Source organism: Streptomyces longwoodensis, from assembly GCF_001514125.1.
Lineage (GTDB): Bacteria > Actinomycetota > Actinomycetes > Streptomycetales > Streptomycetaceae > Streptomyces > Streptomyces longwoodensis.
Window position 1 is genome coordinate 363055 of record NZ_KQ948553.1, and the last position, 16535, is coordinate 379589.

19 protein-coding genes are annotated in these 16535 nt (G+C 73.8%); 9 read left to right on the plus strand and 10 right to left on the minus strand.

Going from position 1 to position 16535, the window contains the following annotated elements; genetic code table 11:
• Positions 1 to 127 precede the first annotated feature (127 nt).
• Positions 128 to 763: a TetR family transcriptional regulator gene (locus tag AQJ30_RS16710; protein WP_067234182.1), complete on the plus strand. Its 636-nt coding sequence runs from the start codon at positions 128 to 130 to the stop codon at positions 761 to 763.
• 125 nt (positions 764 to 888) lie between these two features.
• Here the strand turns inward: AQJ30_RS16710 and AQJ30_RS16715 are convergent, their stop codons facing one another.
• Entirely contained in the window at positions 889 to 1356 is a 468-nt protein-coding gene (locus tag AQJ30_RS16715; RefSeq protein WP_067234184.1) for an Lrp/AsnC family transcriptional regulator, read from the minus strand.
• A gap of 82 nt (positions 1357 to 1438) precedes the next feature.
• Between AQJ30_RS16715 and AQJ30_RS16720 the strand changes: the two genes are divergently transcribed.
• The 3 genes from AQJ30_RS16720 (at position 1439) to AQJ30_RS16730 (ending at position 3473) form a co-directional block, all read left to right on the plus strand.
• Positions 1439 to 2116 (plus strand): LysE family translocator, encoded by a 678-nt coding sequence (locus tag AQJ30_RS16720; RefSeq protein ID WP_067234187.1) that lies wholly within the window; start codon positions 1439 to 1441, stop codon positions 2114 to 2116.
• Between the two features lie 166 nt (positions 2117 to 2282).
• Positions 2283 to 2708, plus strand: coding sequence for a pyridoxamine 5'-phosphate oxidase family protein (locus AQJ30_RS16725; RefSeq protein ID WP_067234188.1), 426 nt, complete (start codon positions 2283 to 2285; stop codon positions 2706 to 2708).
• Positions 2709 to 2741: 33 nt separating this feature from the next.
• Positions 2742 to 3473 (plus strand): pyridoxine/pyridoxamine 5'-phosphate oxidase, encoded by a 732-nt coding sequence (locus tag AQJ30_RS16730; RefSeq protein WP_079084088.1) that lies wholly within the window; start codon positions 2742 to 2744, stop codon positions 3471 to 3473.
• Between the two features lie 78 nt (positions 3474 to 3551).
• On the opposite strand, the gene AQJ30_RS16735 is transcribed toward AQJ30_RS16730, so the two are convergent.
• A complete protein-coding gene (locus AQJ30_RS16735; RefSeq protein ID WP_067234191.1) occupies positions 3552 to 4139 on the minus strand; it encodes a GNAT family N-acetyltransferase in 588 nt (195 codons plus the stop codon).
• A gap of 136 nt (positions 4140 to 4275) precedes the next feature.
• Between AQJ30_RS16735 and AQJ30_RS16740 the strand changes: the two genes are divergently transcribed.
• Complete coding sequence (locus AQJ30_RS16740; protein ID WP_067234194.1) at positions 4276 to 5502, plus strand: flavin-containing monooxygenase; 1227 nt, start codon at positions 4276 to 4278, stop codon at positions 5500 to 5502.
• A gap of 4 nt (positions 5503 to 5506) precedes the next feature.
• Here the strand turns inward: AQJ30_RS16740 and AQJ30_RS16745 are convergent, their stop codons facing one another.
• Complete coding sequence (locus tag AQJ30_RS16745) at positions 5507 to 6829, minus strand: MFS transporter (protein WP_067234788.1); 1323 nt, start codon at positions 6827 to 6829, stop codon at positions 5507 to 5509.
• A gap of 71 nt (positions 6830 to 6900) precedes the next feature.
• Between AQJ30_RS16745 and AQJ30_RS16750 the strand changes: the two genes are divergently transcribed.
• The gene (locus AQJ30_RS16750) at positions 6901 to 7911 is read left to right on the plus strand and encodes a GlxA family transcriptional regulator (RefSeq protein ID WP_067234197.1); all 1011 of its coding nucleotides are present in this window, start codon (positions 6901 to 6903) and stop codon (positions 7909 to 7911) included.
• 10 nt (positions 7912 to 7921) lie between these two features.
• On the opposite strand, the gene AQJ30_RS16755 is transcribed toward AQJ30_RS16750, so the two are convergent.
• The 5 genes from AQJ30_RS16755 to AQJ30_RS16775 all read right to left on the minus strand — a co-directional run bounded on the left by AQJ30_RS16755 (position 7922) and on the right by AQJ30_RS16775 (position 11137).
• Positions 7922 to 8089 carry a hypothetical protein gene (locus AQJ30_RS16755; protein WP_245726962.1) on the minus strand — a complete coding sequence of 56 codons (168 nt, stop codon included), beginning with the start codon at positions 8087 to 8089 and terminating at the stop codon, positions 7922 to 7924.
• Between the two features lie 83 nt (positions 8090 to 8172).
• Positions 8173 to 8394, minus strand: coding sequence for a CarD family transcriptional regulator (locus AQJ30_RS16760; protein WP_067234199.1), 222 nt, complete (start codon positions 8392 to 8394; stop codon positions 8173 to 8175).
• A 609-nt stretch (positions 8395 to 9003) separates the two neighbouring features.
• On the minus strand, positions 9004 to 9525 hold the full coding sequence (locus AQJ30_RS16765; RefSeq protein ID WP_067234201.1) for an ATP-binding protein: 522 nt from the start codon (positions 9523 to 9525) through the stop codon (positions 9004 to 9006).
• 529 nt (positions 9526 to 10054) lie between these two features.
• Positions 10055 to 10567, minus strand: coding sequence for an EF-hand domain-containing protein (locus tag AQJ30_RS16770; RefSeq protein ID WP_067234203.1), 513 nt, complete (start codon positions 10565 to 10567; stop codon positions 10055 to 10057).
• 189 nt (positions 10568 to 10756) lie between these two features.
• Positions 10757 to 11137, minus strand: coding sequence for an STAS domain-containing protein (locus tag AQJ30_RS16775; protein WP_067234206.1), 381 nt, complete (start codon positions 11135 to 11137; stop codon positions 10757 to 10759).
• Between the two features lie 350 nt (positions 11138 to 11487).
• Between AQJ30_RS16775 and AQJ30_RS16780 the strand changes: the two genes are divergently transcribed.
• Together AQJ30_RS16780 and AQJ30_RS16785 are read left to right on the plus strand one after the other, a co-directional pair.
• Positions 11488 to 12069, plus strand: a complete 582-nt coding sequence (locus AQJ30_RS16780) for a sigma-70 family RNA polymerase sigma factor (protein ID WP_067234209.1) — start codon at positions 11488 to 11490, stop codon at positions 12067 to 12069.
• The gene (locus AQJ30_RS16785) at positions 12066 to 13487 is read left to right on the plus strand and encodes a zf-HC2 domain-containing protein (RefSeq protein ID WP_067234212.1); all 1422 of its coding nucleotides are present in this window, start codon (positions 12066 to 12068) and stop codon (positions 13485 to 13487) included. The genes AQJ30_RS16780 and AQJ30_RS16785 overlap by 4 nt, the downstream gene beginning before the upstream one ends.
• Before the next feature lie 166 nt (positions 13488 to 13653).
• Here the strand turns inward: AQJ30_RS16785 and purU are convergent, their stop codons facing one another.
• A complete protein-coding gene (purU, locus tag AQJ30_RS16790; protein WP_067234213.1) occupies positions 13654 to 14538 on the minus strand; it encodes a formyltetrahydrofolate deformylase in 885 nt (294 codons plus the stop codon).
• Between the two features lie 47 nt (positions 14539 to 14585).
• Entirely contained in the window at positions 14586 to 15086 is a 501-nt protein-coding gene (locus tag AQJ30_RS16795; RefSeq protein WP_067234216.1) for an SCO4402 family protein, read from the minus strand.
• 117 nt (positions 15087 to 15203) lie between these two features.
• Between AQJ30_RS16795 and AQJ30_RS16800 the strand changes: the two genes are divergently transcribed.
• On the plus strand, positions 15204 to 16514 hold the full coding sequence (locus AQJ30_RS16800) for an ABC transporter substrate-binding protein (protein ID WP_067234218.1): 1311 nt from the start codon (positions 15204 to 15206) through the stop codon (positions 16512 to 16514).
• Positions 16515 to 16535: the final 21 nt, after the last annotated feature.

The window sequence follows — 16535 nt, forward strand, 5'->3', positions numbered from 1 at the left end:
AACGTAACGGCGGCGGGCGCACCCCGCAGACCAGCGCAAGCGCCGCCGATCGCCCCCGCACCCCATTTGCAGTCGGCCGAATCGCGCTCCGATCACCCCTCGGTAAGCTGACGACATGACAGGACAAGTGCGTACCGTCGACGGCCGCGTGGCCGGCCGGCGTGGGCAGGCGACCCGGCAGAAGCTGCTCGACTGCCTCAGCGAGATGCTCAGCTCCTCCCCCTACCGGGACGTCAAGGTCATCGACGTCGCCCGGAAGGCCGGTACTTCGCCCGCGACCTTCTACCAGTACTTCCCGGACGTCGAGGGCGCCGTCCTGGAGATCGCCGACCAAATGGCCTCCGAGGGCGCGGCGTTGGCCGGGCTGCTCGAGGGACGGTCCTGGGTCGGCAAGGCCGGGTGGCAGACCGCGCAGGAACTCGTCGACGGATTCCTGGAGTTCTGGCGCAAGCACGACGCGATCCTGCGCGTGGTGGACCTCGGCGCCGCCGAGGGCGACAAGCGCTTCTACAAGCTCCGCATGAAGATCCTGAACGCAGTGAACTCCTCCCTGGCCGACGCGGTCGCCGAGTTGCAGGCCAAGGGCAAGGTCGACAAGGAGGTGAACCCGGCCGCGATCGCCGGGTCACTGGTCACGATGCTGGCGTCGGTCGCCTCGCACCAGAAGGGCTTCTCGGCCTGGGGCGTCAAGCCGCCCGAACTGCGGCCCAACCTGGCCCTGTTGGTGCACCTGGGCGTCACCGGCAAGAAGCCGTCGAGGTAGCCCCCGGCGCGCACGCGCCCCTTTCCCGGGACGGTCGTCCCGGATTTCAAGTCCTGTCTGGCGAGCGGCGGTCCACCCGAGTGGGCCGCCGCTCGCCGTCTTCCCCGTCCGGACGGGGCCGCCCGTCACGGCCCGGTGCGCTCCGCCGGCAGGGGCCGGTCCTTCACCACGTGCTTCATCACCAGCGTGGACGTCAGCCGCTGTACGCCCGGCAGGGTGGCGAGCCGCTCGTCGTACAGGCGCTGGAAGGCCGCGAGGTCGGCGGTCGCCACCCGGAGCAGGTAGTCCGGCTCCCCGAACAGCCGCTCCGCCTCCAGCACGTGCGGGATGCCGGCCAGCGCGGTCTCGAACTCGGCGACCGTGTCCCGGTCCTCCTGCCGCATCGACACGAAGACCAGCGCCTCGAAGGTCAGCCCGACGGACGCCGGCTCCACCACCGCCCGGTACCCGCTGATCGCGCCCGACCGCTCCAGCTCCCGCAGCCGCCGGTGGCAGGGCGAGACGCTCAGCCGCACCCGTGCGGCCAGTTCGGTCACGGTCAGCCGCCCGTCCTGCTGGAGCTCGGCAAGGATTTTCCGGTCCACGTCGTCCATGCGGTAGATCCTCCCCCGGACCGGGGGTGCCCGGGCAAACTTCGGCAGCACTTTCGCGCCCTTCGCGCCTAATGTCACCCCCATGGACAGCACCACCCTCCTCTCCTTCCTCGCCCTGGACCTGCTGCTGGTCTGCGTGCCGGGCGCCGACTGGGCGTACACGATCGCGGCGGGCGTACGGGGCCGTTCGGTGCCCGCCGCGGTGGGCGGCCTGGTCTGCGGGTACGCCGTGCACACCGCGCTGGCCGTCGCGGGGCTCGCGGTCCTGGTGGCGGGCTCGCCGGCGCTGCTCACGGCGCTGACGGTGGCGGGGGCCGGGTACCTGGTGTGGCTGGGCTGGAGCGTGCTGCGGCGGCCGGGGGTGCCGTCCGGGGAGCCCGGCGGGTCCGGGCCCGGCGCGCTGCCGGGCGAGAGCGGGGGCCGGGTGTTCCTGCGCGGGGCGGCGATCAGCGGGCTGAACCCGAAGGGGCTGCTGCTGTACCTGTCGGTGCTGCCGCAGTTCCTGGTGACCGGGGGCGCGGGGGCCGGTGGCGCGGGCGGGAGTGGCGGCGGGGGCGGGGGTCACCTGCCGGTGGCCGCGCAGACGGCCGTCCTCGGGCTGCTGCACATGGCGTGCTGTGCCGCCGTGTACGCCACGGTCGGCGTCCTGGCCCGCGCGGTGCTCGGCGCCCGTCCGGCGGCGGCGCGGGCGGTGACCCGCACGTCGGGGGCGGCGATGCTCGGCATCGGGACGCTGCTGCTCGTGCAGCACGCGCTGTGAATCCCGGCGCGGTGCCGGGCGGGTGGGTGGTTCCGCTCGCCCGGGGCGGTGGTGCGTGGCCGGGACTGATCGGTGGGCGGGGGCGGGGGGAAGGGGCGTCGGAGCGGGCGGCGTTGACCCAGGACGCGAGGACGACCGCTCGACGGACCCCCTGGAGGAGAACGAGATGGCATTGACGCGTGAAGAGCGAGAGGCGTTCCTGGCGGAGCCGCACGTCGCGGCGCTGTCGGTCGACGGCGGGACCGGGCGCGGACCGCTGACGGTGCCGATCTGGTACGGGTACGAGCCCGGCGGCGACGTGTGGATCATGACGGGCCGGGACTCGCGCAAGTACGGGCGCATCCAGGCGGCGGGGCGGTTCTCGCTGATGGTGGACCGGCTGGAGCCGACCATCCGCTACGTGTCGGTGGAGGGCCCGGTGCTGCGGACGGACCCGGCGACCATCGAGGACCTGCGGCGGATGTCGGCGCGCTACCTGCCGGCGGACAAGGTGGACGGGTACGTGGAGTTCGCCTGGAAGAACCACGGCGAGCAGGTGGTGGTGCACCTGCGCCCGGAGCGGTGGGTGTCCTCGGACCTGGGGCAGGTGTGAGCGGGGCGGGGCCGCGGGTGTGACGATGAGGGCATGGCTGAGGACGACGAGACGGGCGAGATCGGCGAGATCGGCGAGACCACGGACGGCACGGCCGAGGGCCGGGACCTGGACGGCCTGCTGAGGTCGCTGCGGGTGTGGGCGCCGGGGGCGACGAGCCTGCCGGCGTTCGACGTGGGGGCGGCCCCCGGGGAGCCGTCGGCGCTGTTCACGACGTGGTTCGCCGAGGCCGTGGCGGCGGGTGAGCGGGAGCCGCACGCCGTGTCCCTGGCGACGGCGGACGAAGAGGGCCGACCCGACGTGCGGATCGTGGTGCTGCACGGCGCGGACGAGCGGGGCTGGTCCTTCGCGACCCACCGCACGAGCAGGAAGGGCGGGCACCTGGCGGCCCGCCCGTACGCGGCGCTGGCCTTCTACTGGCCGGCGCTCGGCCGCCAGGTGCGGGTGCGGGGCCCGGTCACCGCGGCCCCGGCCGCCGAGGCCCGCTCCGACCTGCACGCCCGCTCCACCGGAGCCCTGGCCGCGGCCCTCACCGGCCACCAGAGCGAGCCCCTGGCCTCCCTGGACGACCTGCGCACCGCGTCGGAGGCCGCGTGGGACCGCGCCCGCACCCACCCGGAGACCGAGTCCCCGACCTGGACCCTGTACCACCTGGCCCCGGAGGAGGTGGAGTTCTTCCAGGGCGAGGAACACCGCCGCCACGTACGCCTGCGCTACTGGCGGGAGGCGGGGGAACCTTGGCAGCGGGGGTTGCTGTGGCCGTGAGGGCAGCGCTGGAGCGGAGCGGCTGAGGTGGGCACGGGAGGCGGCGGTACCGCGGAAACCCTCCCCGGCCGCCCGCGGTCACGGCTGGTCCGGGTCGTCCGACAGGCGGGCGTGCAGGTGGACGTCGCGGAAGGCGTCCTGGCGGTGCGCCTCGAACATCGCGCCGCGCAGCGTCCCCTCGTACGGGAAGCCGCAGCGCTCCGCGACCCGGCAGGACGCCGCGTGGCCCAGCGCGTGGCCCAACTCCAGCCGGTACAGGCCGCCGTCGCCGAGCGCCCAGCGGGCCGCCAGGGTCAGGGCGCGGCTCGCCACGCCCCGGCCGCGCGCCTCGGGCAGCACCCAGTAGCCGACCCGTCCGCTGCGCGTCACCCGGTCGATCATGTTGACGCCGACGTGGCCCAGCACCGTCCCGTCCTCCGCGTCGGCGATCCGGTACGACACGGAGGTGCCCTCGGCCGTCTGCCACGCCTTGCCCCGCAGGGACTCCCGGGAGGTCGCGAGGTCCGTCACGGGCCTCAGCGGTGTGTTCCACCGCAGGAACTCCTCGTCGGCCTGACCCCGCCACCACGCCTCGGCGTCGGCGTCCGACTCCGCGTCCCAGGCACCGAGCACGAGACCGTTCCCCCGCAGGACGGGCGGCGCGCCGCCGTCATGGATCGTGTTCATCCGGCCATTCAAACGCCCCGCGGACGGTCGCTCCCGGGCGGCCCCCCGCCCGCCCCTCCCCAGGTGTGATCAATCCGCAACCAATTGTGGTCTTGACCGAGACCCATCAACCCGGGGCGTGATTACGCTCGCGCTCATGGCCGACGACACGACTCCCGAGGGGACCGCTCCCGACGGGCCCGCTCCCGCTCCGCAGCCCGCCGACCGCCCCGTCTACGTCATCGGCGGCGGTCCGGGCGGGCTCGCCGCCGCGTACGCGCTGCGCGCGCAGGGCGTACGGGCCGTGGTGCTGGAGAAGTCGGACCGGGTGGGCGCGTCCTGGCGGGGGCACTACGACCGGCTGCACCTGCACACCACACGCCGCCTGTCGGCGCTGCCCGGCCTGTCGATGCCGCGCCGCTTCGGCCGCTGGGTGTCCCGCGACGACGTGGTGCGCTACCTGGAGAAGTACGCCGAGCACCACGAGCTGGAGATCGTCACCGGCGTCGAGGTCTCGCGCGTCGAGCCCTCCCCCGACGGCACCGGCTGGCTGCTGCACGCCACCGGCGGCCGGCGGCTGACCGGCGCCGCGGTGGTCGTCGCCACCGGCTTCAACCACACCCCGCGCGTCCCCGACTGGCCCGGCCGGGACACGTACACCGGGGAGTTCCTGCACGCCTCCGCCTACCGCAACGGCACCGCGTACGCGGGCCGGGACGTGCTGGTCGTCGGGGTCGGCAACACCGGCGCCGAGATCGCCGTGGACCTGGTGGAGAGCGGGGCGCAGCGGGTCCGGCTCGCGGTGCGCACGGCCCCGCACATCGTGCGCCGCTCCACCGCCGGCTGGGCCGCCCAGTACACCGGCGTCCTGGTACGGCGCCTGCCCGTCGCGCTCGTGGACCGGCTGGCCCGGCCGATGGCGCGGCTCAGCGTGCCCGACCTGTCGGCGCACGGGCTGCCCCGCCCCGGCACCGGGCTCTACAGCCGGGTCACCGAGGGGGCCATCCCCGTGCAGGACGTCGGCCTGATCGACGCGGTCCGCACGGGCCGGGTCGAGGTGGTGGCCGCCGTCGAGGGGTTCGAGGACGGCAAGGTGCTGCTCGCCGACGGCGGCCGGATCTCCCCGGACACCGTGATCGCGGCGACGGGGTACGTCCGCGCGCTGGAGGGCCTGGTCGGTCACCTCGGCGTCCTCGACGGCCGGGGCCGGCCGGTCGTGCACGGGGCCCGCACCCCCTCGGGCGCCCCCGGCCTGTACTTCACGGGCTTCACCAACCCGATCAGCGGGATGCTGCGCGAGCTGGCGATCGACGCGCAGCGCATCGCGAAGGCCGTCGCCCGCGCGGGCGGCGAGAGCCTGTCCCGCCTGCCCGCCCAGGGCTGAGCTCCTACGCCGTCGCCACCACCGTGAGCGGCGCCGCCGGCCTGCGCCGGATCACCAGCGCCATCAGGGCCGCCGCCGCGCACAGGGCGCCGGAGGCGTACCAGACGACGTCGTAGGAGCCGAAGGCGTCGCGGGCGACGCCGCCGAGGAAGGCGACCAGGGCCGCGCCGACCTGGTGGGAGGCCAGCACCCAGCCGAAGACGATGGCGCTGTCCTCGCCGTACTGCTCGCGGCACAGGGCGAGGGTCGGGGGCACCGTGGCGACCCAGTCGAGGCCGTAGAAGACGATGAAGAACAGCATCGGCGGGTGGACCGTCGGCGCCAGGAGCATCGGCAGGAAGAGCAGGGAGACGCCGCGCAGGGCGTAGTAGACGGCGAGCAGGCGGCGCGGTTCGAAGCGGTCGGTGAACCAGCCGGAGGCGATCGTGCCGACCACGTCGAACACGCCGATCACCGCCAGCAGCGAGGCCGCCGCCGTCACCGGCATGCCGTGGTCGTGGGCCGCGGGCACGAAGTGGGTCTGCACCAGGCCGTTGGTCGACGCGCCACAGATCGCGAAGGTGCCGGCCAGCAGCCAGAACGGGCCGGTGCGCACCGCCGACAGCAGCACCCGCACCGCCCGGCCCGCGGCGCCCCGCACCGGGGCGGGCTTGGGCACGAACTCCGTGGCGCCGTACGGCGTGAGCCCCACGTCCGCCGGGTGGTCGCGCAGCAGCAGCCAGACGAAGGGGACGACGGCGAGGGCCGCGAGGGAGACGGTGACCGCGGCCGGACGCCAGTCGTGGTGGGTGATCATCCAGGACAGCAGCGGCAGGAAGATCAGCTGGCCGGACGCGGAGGCGGCGGTGAGGATGCCGCTGACCAGGCCCCGGCGCTCGGTGAACCAGCGGTTGGTCACCGTCGCGGCGAAGGCCAGCGCCATGGAGCCCGACCCGAGGCCCACCAGCAGGCCCCAGCACAGCAGCAGCTGCCAGGCGGCCGTCATCCACACGGTCAGGCCCGAGCCGAGGGCGATCACGGTGAGGGCGACGGCGACCACCCGGCGGATGCCGAAGCGGTCCATCAGCGCGGCGGCGAACGGCGCGGTCAGCCCGTACAGCGCGAGGTTGACCGAGACGGCCGCGCCGATCGTGCCGCGCGACCAGCCGAAGTCCTCGTGCAGCGGGTCGATGAGCAGACCGGGCAGGGAGCGGAAGGCGGCCGCGCCGATGATCGTGACGAAGGTGACGGCGGCGACGAACCACGCCCGGTGCACTCGGGTGCGGCGGGGTCCGGGGAGGGGGCCGGTGGCTCCGGCCGGCGGGGACACGTCGGTTGTCTGGGTCACGGCACCGAGCTTGCGCTGTCCGCGCTCCGTCAACGAGTGGCCCGAGGGACAGCATTCGTTAGGATCGGGCCATGAGCCGTGGCCCGCAGTCCCCGCCGCCGTTCCGGCCGCACCGCGTCGTCGTCCTCGCCCTGGACGGCCTGCTGCCCTTCGAACTGGGCATCCCGCACCGCATCTTCGGCCGCCCGAAGGACGCGCGCGGACGGCACCTGTACGAGGTCGTGACCTGCTCGGTCCGCCCGCCGGGCCCGGTCGAGACCGACGCCGACTTCGCGGTGCACGTCCCGCACGGGCCGGAGGTCCTGGCCACCGCGGACACGGTGATCGTCCCGGCGTCGTACGAGCTGGGCCCGGTGCACGACGAGGGGGTGCTCACCGAGGAGCTGGCCGCCGCCCTGGCCCGCGTCCGGCCCGGCACGCGGCTCGCGTCGATCTGCACCGGCGTCTACGTCCTGGCCGCGGCCGGTGTCCTCGACGGGCGCCCGGCGACCACGCACTGGGCGGACGCCGAGCGGCTGCAGCGGATGTTCCCCCGGATCAGGGTCGACCCGGACGTGCTGTTCATCGACGACGGCGACGTGCTGACCTCGGCGGGCGTCGCGGCCGGGATCGACCTGTGCCTGCACATGGTCCGCCGCGACCACGGCACGGCGGTCGCCAACGAGGTGGCCCGCCGCACGGTCGTCCCGCCGCACCGGGACGGCGGGCAGGCGCAGTACATCGAGCGGCCGGTGCCGGATCCGCAGCAGGCGACGACCACGGCGGCGCGCGCCTGGGCGCTGGCCCGGCTGCACGAGCCGATCCAGCTGCGCGACATGGCCGCGCAGGAGGCGATGTCGGTGCGGACGTTCACCCGCCGGTTCCGTGAGGAGGTCGGGGTGAGCCCCGGCCAGTGGCTCACCCAGCAGCGCGTCGAGCGCGCCCGGCACCTGCTGGAGTGCTCCGACCTGTCCGTGGACCAGGTGGCCCGGGACGCCGGCTTCGGCACGGCCCAGTCCATGCGCCAGCACCTGCAGACGGCGCTGGGGGTGACGCCGACGGCCTACCGGCGGACGTTCCGGGCGGCCGCGGTGGGGGCGTGAGCGCGGGGCCTCAGGCGACCCGGAAGTGCTGCGCGCCCGGGCCGGGCTCCAGGACCTCGTCCTCGGCCAGGAACAGGTCCTCCTCCCCGAAGTCCGGGGCCTGGAAGGGGTTCGTCGCGGGACGGGGCGAGGCCGCCGCCGCGGAACGGCGGGGCTGCCCTTCCGGAGCGGAGAACAACGAGGTGGATTCGATGAGAGGTCTCTCTTTCGGTACGGGCCCCTCGGGGGAGCCCGGTGGGCCGTGACCGGGCCCTGCGGGTTCTACAGCTTGGTCATCTTGGCGTACGGGCTCAGGATCCGCATCTGCGTTGATCCGAAGTCGACGAGCGCGGCGATGCCCTCCTCGATCCCGATCACCCGGCCGAGGCCGTGCGCGTCGTGGGTGACCTGGTCCCCCACGGCGAAGAACTTGGGAGCGGGCGCGACGGGCGCCTTGAAAGGGCTGGTCGGCAAATGACGCTTCGATGCAGCGGGTTTGGTCATCCCTCAGTATGAGCCCAGCCACCGCCGCTCCGCTGTGGTCGTCGGCACAACAATGCGGTAAGCGACCGGGCGCGCGCCGCTGACCTGGCCTTTCCCGGAGACGGCGCGGAGAAATTACCCGGGCGCGACGGCCGTCCCCGGCGTCCGAAACGTTGTCCACAGGCTGTGGAGGGCGCGGCGGGGTCGTCCCGGGCGTCGGGCGCACGCGACGTACGCGACTGTTCGGCTGGCGGCGCGCCGGTACCCGCCCCGAGCACGGCACCGCGCGCCGCCATCCGACTCCGGCGTCCGCACCCCCGCTCCCGGCTGCGCCGGAACGGGAGCACCCCCCACCGGTTCCCGTGGACCCCGAGGGAACCTGCTGCGCCGAATCCGCGACCCGCACTCGACGAGGACTCCCGTCACCGAGCCCCTCGCCGTCCCCTCGCGGCGTGTCGCAGACCACAAGCGTGATCAAACGGACACCTGCCCGTCAACACCTGATTGAAGGTTTGTTACCTTTTGCCGCTTTCGCCGGGGCCGCGCACGGAAGCACGCCCGGGCGCACGGCCCGGCCGGCCTGACGGTCCGTCGACGCCCGCTGCACCGGCCCACGCGCCCCCGCCCGCGCTACACCGCCTCGTAGGCGAACCCCTCGAACCCCTCGAAGCCGCCGTACGTCCCGTACGACCCGTGGGTCCCGAAGGCCGGCTCCGGGCACCGTGCGCCGCCGCCCTGTTCCGCGCCCGCGTCGTCGGACGGGGCGCAGCGGTCCAGTTCGCACCAGATCCGCTTGCCGTCGCCCTCCACGCTCCAGCCCCAGCGGTCGGCGAGCCCGTCGACGAGCGCGAGGCCCCGGCCGCCCGTTGCGTCACCGTCGGCCCACCGGGGCACGGGTGCGCGGGAGCAGGCGTCGGTCACCTCCAGGCGCAGCGTCGCGCCCTCGGCCGTCTCCGGCTCCGGCAGCGACAGCCACAGCACGGCCGGACACCCGGTGTGCACCACGGCGTTGGTGACGAGTTCCGAGACGAGCAGGACCAGCGTCTCGGCGACCGGCTCGTCGGCCCCTATGCCGGACCCGGCCAGGCGCGAACGGGTCCACTTCCGGGCGCGCCCCACCTCAGCGGGGTCGGGCCGGATCTCCAGCTGCACTTGAAGCACCTGCACCGCTACACCATCCGAACCGGAGGACACACGGCCGCACGGCACGCGAGGAACACGCGACGCACGGGCACCACGACGACAAGGGCCACGATCGTAGCCATTTTCTGCATGACCAGAACAACGGCCGGGGAGAGAGTGACGGACCGTGACTCCCGTACCGGACAGCTTGGTTGACGTTCCGTCACCCCAACAAGGGCTTCGGGCATATTCCCGCGCGAAGGAGTACCCGTGCGGGATACTGTGCGACGCTCGCCGAGGTGAGTCGAACAGGCACCAACGGCGGGCTGCGCACCGGGAACCACTCGCATGGCAGCGACGGTACCCGAGCGTCCGCCGACTCCGGGCGGTGACGGACGGCGGCGGCACCCTCATCCGCCACCGTCAGGGCTTCACGCTCCGTGATCGCCCACTGCCACGATCGGCGACATCGCCGGGTCCCGCCGGTCCGCCCCACGGGGCGCCGACCGTTCCGCCACCCCGCGAACTGCTGCGGCGCCCGGGCGTGTTGCGGGCGCCGTCACGCCGGGACCGTGAAGTAGCGGGCGAACGCCGGGACCACGTCCGGCTCGCCGACCCTGCCGTCGCCGTCCGCGTCCAGCGCGCGGGCCGCCGCACCGGCCACGTTCTCGGGGACGCCGAGGGCCCGCAGGGCACGCACGGTGTCGTCGACCGTGGCGGCACCGTCGCCGTCGGTGTCGGCGACCGCGAGCGCGGCGTGCAGGAAGGGCCGGGCGATCTCGGCGAACCGGTCGGGGCTGTCGCTCAGGCGCTTGACCGCGCCGTTCACGAACTCTTCCCGGGTGATGCGCTGGTCACCGTCACGGTCCGCTATCCCGGCCATGCCCTGCCAGAACGCCTCGGCGCCGGCGTACAGCGCCTGCCCCCGGTCGGACCGGGCCGCCGTGGCGAACTCGGCGAGCAGCGCCTTGGCCGCGCCACTGAAGTCCTCCCGGTCGATCCAGCCGTTGCCGTCCTGGTCGAAGGTGGCGAACCGGGCGGCGATCCTTCGCTCGTACTCGCTGCTGACCATGTCCTTGGGCCGCCTAACGTCGTCACGTGGGGTTTCTCTGGCAGGGAGCGTACGTCGCGGACGGCACCCGGGGGACCGGGGGACGACGTCTGTGCCAGGACCGGGGGAATTCCGGGACAACGGCGTGGCACGGGGTGGTGGAGGGGAACTGGGGCGGCGTGACTCAGGGAGCCGTGCGCCCGGCCCGGCTCACGCCGACAGCGGCTCGGTGTCGTCGACGACCGCGTCCTCGAGGCAGAGGTAGACGTCGAAGAGGCGCCGCACGCCGAGCGCGCCGAACACCCGGTTGACGTGGGACCCCTCGACGGCCCCGGCGGCCGGCAGGACCAGGCGCAGGCTGCCCTGGCAACTGCGCAGCAGGCGGCGGGCGGAGATGAGGACCCCGACCCCGCTGGAGTCGCAGAACCAGACGTCGGAGAGGTCGAGGACGAGGCTGTGCCGGCCGTCGGCCACCTCGTCGTGCACCCGCTGCCGCAGCCCGGGTGACGTCACCAGATCCAGCTCGCCCGACACGTGGAGCACGGCCCATCCGCCCTGCTCGCCGCCGGTCACTTTGAACGCCACCACCACACCCTTCGCTCGCCGGAGAGGAAGCGGCAGCAGATCCGGAAGCGGTGCTTACGCTTCCCTTCGCCTCCTTGCAGCGCAGCTGCCCAGCGGCCGTTCCCGGAAACGCCGATCGAGAAACGGAGAGGAAAGGAAAGAGGCTTGTTCCAGTCGAGACCGGTCCTGTTCGATCGGAAGCGGACACGATCGGGCACGCCGAAGAACGGACGGAGGAGCGGACAAGTCCCTTACCATCCCTCACCACGCAGGGGGCGCACATTGCCACAAAGGGGAGTGCGTCCTTCGACGTGCCGACTACATTCGAGGTGACGGTGGGCGCACGCTGGACGCGACGGGACGGGTGAGGGGGCCGCATGGCGAAGAAGGACGCACCGCCCCGCTGGGACCGCAAGATGCAGCAGCGGCTCGCCCGCGGCGAGGCGGCGGCCCTCGGCGAGCTCTACGACCGGTTCGCCTCGCTGGTGCACGGGCTCGCCCACCGCGTGCTCGGCGACGAGCGCGCCGCCGACGGCATCACCCGCGAGGTCTTCGTCCACGTCTGGGAACACCCCGAGTCCTACGACCCGGACCAGGGCCCGCTGCGCACCTGGGTCGCCGGCCTCACCCACCGCCTCGCCGTGCAGCGGCTGCGCGACACCGGGGCCGCCGCGCTGGCCCGCGGCGGCCCCGGCACCGCCGAGGAGCTGGAGCACCGGGTCCGCCACGCCTCCGTCGCGGCCCGCGCCGACTACATCGTCCAGTCGATGCCGGCCCCGCTGCGCGCCGCGCTCGAACTGGCCTACTTCCAGCGCCGCGACTACCGGCAGGCCGCCGCCGACATCGGCATCACCGAGGAGGAGGCCCGCCGCCGGCTGCGCCTCGGCCTCCAGCTGCTGTCCACGGCCCACGACGCCGCCTCCCCCGGCGCACCGCCCGGGTACGGGGGTGCGGCGTGAGCGGAACCACCGGCTCCGAGGCGTACGACGGCGACGACGAGCACGACGACCACGCAGGGCAGGCCCCCGGGGGCCCGCACGGCGGCGGTGGCAGCGGGCCCGACCACCCGCACCGGCCGCCGCGCATACCGACGCCGCGCACCTCGGTGGAGGACGGCGGGCTGCCGCTGCCCGCGGTGCCGGACAGGGAACAGGGGGAGGACGTGCGGGGCATGCGGGAGAACCTCCAGGAGGGCCTGCGGCAGGACGGGGAACGGCTCGGCGACCTCACCGGCACCGCCGGCCCGGACCCGTCGCCCGAACCCGCGCCGGAGCTGGAGCACCCGGTGCTCACGTCGCTGCTCGGCGCGTGGGCGCTGGCCGCCTGCTCCGCCGAGGAGACGGCCGCCGTGGAGGCCCACCTCGGCGTGTGCGGTACCTGCGCCGACGAGGCGCGCCGGCTGCGCGAGGCGGTCGGGCTGCTCCAGCGCCCGGACAGCCTCGACCTCGACCCCGGGCTGCGCACCCGCGTCCTCGAACGCTGCCTGGAGCGGCGGCCGCCGCGCATCCCGGTGCCCGAGTGGGCGCTGTCGTACGACGCCGAGACCGCCCGACTGGACGCGCTGCTGCAGGACTTCGGGGACGCCGAGTGGCACGCGCCCGTGCGGCTGCGGTGGTTCGGCGCCGAGGGGGCGAGCAACCGCCGTACGACCGTCGCCGGGGTGATCGCGCACCTGCTCGCGGTGGACGGGCTGGTCGCGGCGGCGCTCGGCCTCGACGACCCGCTGGAGGAGGGCGCCGCCCCCACACCGCCGCAGGAACGCACCGAGCGGTACTGGCGCAACGCCCACTTCCCGCCCACGCGTTCGGTGCGCGGGCCGTGGCGGGAGCAGACGCACGCCCTGGTGCGCACGGCGTCGTTCACCCAGGGCACGGGGCTGCTGGGAGTGTCGTACGGCGGGTTCGAACTGCCGTTGCGCGACGCCCTGGTGGACCGGGCGTTCGAGTGCTGGGTGCACGCCGAGGACATCGCGGACGCGGTCGACTACCCCTACGAGCCGCCCGCGCCGCGGCACCTGCACGGGATGATCGACCTGGCCGTCCGGATGCTGCCGGGCGCGCTCGCGCAGCGGCGGCAGGCGGGGCTGGCCGCGCCGGGCGGCGACAGTCGGCACCTGGTGGCCGCGGGCCGGCCCGGGCGCAGTGTCCGCCTGGAGATCGAGGGGCGGGGCGGCGGCGAGTGGCTGGTGCCGCTGGACTCACCGGCGGCGGTGGGCTCCGCGGAGCACCAGGTGGCGCACGTGGCGCTGGACGACGTGGAGTTCTGCCGGCTGGCGGCGGGACACGTGTCTCCGCGGGAGGCGGCGGCCGGGCAGGTCGGCGATCAGGGGGCCATCGGGGACGTGCTGTCCGCGGTGGCGTCGTTGAGCCGGCTGTAGGGGGTGGCGGGGGCTCGTCGGCGGCTGCGGGTGCGTGGGGGCGTTCGCGCAGTTCCCCGCGCCCCTGAATGCCGGACCAGTGTCCCTACCCCTCAGGGGCGCGGGGAACTGCGCGACCGGCCACGAACCACCCGCAGCCGCCGACGCGACCGCACCCCCCACCCCCTTAGGCGAACACCACCGTCCGGCGCCCGTTGAGGAGAATCCTCCGCTCCGCGTGCCACTTCACGGCCCGCGCCAGCGCCTGGCACTCCACGTCCCGCCCGACCGCCACCAGCCCCTCCGGCGTCACGTCGTGGCCGACGCGCTCGACCTCCTGCTCGATGATCGGCCCCTCGTCGAGGTCCGCGGTCACGTAGTGCGCGGTCGCCCCGATGAGCTTCACGCCGCGCGCGTGCGCCTGGTGGTACGGCTTGGCGCCCTTGAAGCTCGGCAGGAACGAGTGGTGGATGTTGATGATCCGGCCGCTCAGCTGCTTGCACAGGTCGTCCGAGAGCACCTGCATGTAGCGGGCGAGGACGACCAGCTCGACGCGCTCCTCGCGGACCAGCTCCAGCAGCCGCGCCTCGGCCTCCGGCTTGGTCTCCCTCGTCACCGGGATGTGGTGGAAGGGGATGTTGTACGAGGACACCAGTTCCTGGAAGTCCGTGTGGTTGGAGACCACCGCCGCGATCTCCACGGGCAGCGCCCCGATGCTGGCCCGGAACAGCAGGTCGTTCAGGCAGTGCCCGAACCTGCTCACCATCAGCACGACGCGCATCTTCTCGTCGGCCCGGTGGATCTGCCAGTCCATGTGGAAGGAGTCACCGATCGCCGCGAAGCTCGCCCGCAGCTTGTCCACCGTCACCGGCGACTCGGCCGAGAAGTGGACCCGCATGAAGAACAGTCCCGTGTCGTGGTCGCCGAACTGCTGGCTGTCCTCGATGTTGCAGCCGGTCATGAACAGGTAGCTCGACACGGCGTGCACGATGCCCTGCTTGTCGGGGCAGGACAGGGTCAGGACGTACTGGTCGGCGGGGGCCGCCGCGGCTCGGGTGGACTGCTCGTTCATGCAGCACAGGGTCGCACACACGGGCCCCGCGCCCCACCGTCGTCCCGCTACGCGGACCGGGTCATGATCTGCAGCACCTCGAGGGTGCGCGGCGGCTGGTCGGGGTCCTCGCCGTCGCTCACCGACATCCGCACGTGCGCGTCGCGCGCCGCCCGGACCGCCTCCGGCCAGCCCGCGTGCTCCAGGTAGGCGGACACGGGCGCGTCCGGACCGACCTGGTGCATGATCCGCAGCACCCGCAGCACCGCCGTGTCGACGAGCGCCGCCTCCTGGGAGTCCCGGAAGATCGTGCCGACGTACTTCTCGGCCGACCAGTTGTCCAGCCAGGTGTCCTCGACCAGGCGGTACACGGCGTCGGTGACGTCGCCGTACCCGTCGACGCCCGCCAGCCAGACGTTCCGCTGGAACAGCGGGTCGGAGAGCATGTGCAGCGCCGAGCGCACGTTGCTGCGCCAGCGCCACCACGGCATGTCGTTCAGGGGCATGCCGCCCATGGTGGAGGAGCGACGGCCGCGACGGGAAGAGTTCTCCGAACCTTGCACGGTCATCGATCGTACGTTCCGCCCGGCGCCGGTCCGACCGGCCCCCGTAATTCACCTGTACGTCACCATCCGTTGACCGCGGGTCACTGTGGGGTTGGGGATGTGACGGAAGCGTGTGGGTCCATGACCGGCAGGCGACGTACGCGAAGCACCTTCCTCCCCTGGCACCACCGCTTCACCCGGCACGTCAGACAGTCCGCGCTCCTCGCGGGTGCCCTGACCGCCGGTGCGTCACTCCTCGCCGGCTGCGGGGTCATCCCCGGTACCACGGGGGGTTCCGGGGACACCTCGATCACGGTCATGACCTGGGCGCCGGAGGACACCAGCGCCACCAACAAGCCCGGCATGCCCGCCTTCGCCCGCGCCTACGCGCGCTGGACCAACGCCCACGGCGGCCTCGGCGGCCGCACGCTGAAGGTCCTGACCTGCAACGACCGCAACGACTCGGTGGGCGCCGCGAAGTGCGCCCGGCGCGCGGTGAAGGAGGGGGCCGTCGCGGTCGTCGGCTCCTACAGCCAGTACTCCGACTCGTTCTTCCCCGCGCTGCAGGGCGCCGGCATCCCGTACATCGGCGGCTACGGCGTCACCAACGCCGAGTTCACCAGCCCCCTGTCCTACCCGGTCAACGGCGGCCAGCCCGCGCTGCTGGCCGGGCTCGGCCGGGAGCTCTCCGGGGTCTGCGGCCGGGTGGCGCTGGTCCGCCCGGACACCATCGCCGGTGACGCCCTGCCCAGCCTGCTGAACTCCGGCCTGGACGCGGGCGGCCACGCCGACGCCACCGACCAGCCGGCCGCGGAGGACGCCACCGAGTACTCCGCCCAGGCCCAGAAGGCCCTCGCCGAGGCCACGCGCGGGGGCGGCAAGGGCTGCGTGGTGCCCGCGCTCGGCGACCGCACCAGCACGTTCATGGATTCCTTCCGGCGCGACGACGACGCGTCCTCGGTGCGCACCGCGACCGTCCTCGGCAGCGTCGACCAGACGGTGATCAACTCGACCGGTGGCGCGTCCGGCCCGTACGAGGGCGCCTACGTCACCGGCTGGTACCCGGTGGCGAGCGATGCGCGCTGGAACGGGATGAAGAAGATCATCAGCGACGAGGCGTTCACCGACAACCGCATCGAGGCCGACGACACCGGGGTGCAGACGACGTACATCGCCTACACCGTGTTCAGGAAGGTCGTGGAGTCGCTCGGGAGCGGCCAGGTCACCGCGGACACCGTCCGCAGCGCCCTGGACGACGGGCTGCGGATCGAGACCGGCGGGCTGACGCCGACGCTGCGCTGGCAGTTCGCCGACCGGCTCGGCTCGGTCGGCCTGCCGCGCCTGGTCAACGCCGACGTGAGCCTCCAGGTGGTGCGCAAGGGCCGGCTGGTGGCCGCCAAGAGCGGCTCCGTCGACGTGACCGCGACACTGGAGTCGGCCAACCTCGACTAGCCGGCCGACCTGACCTGGCCG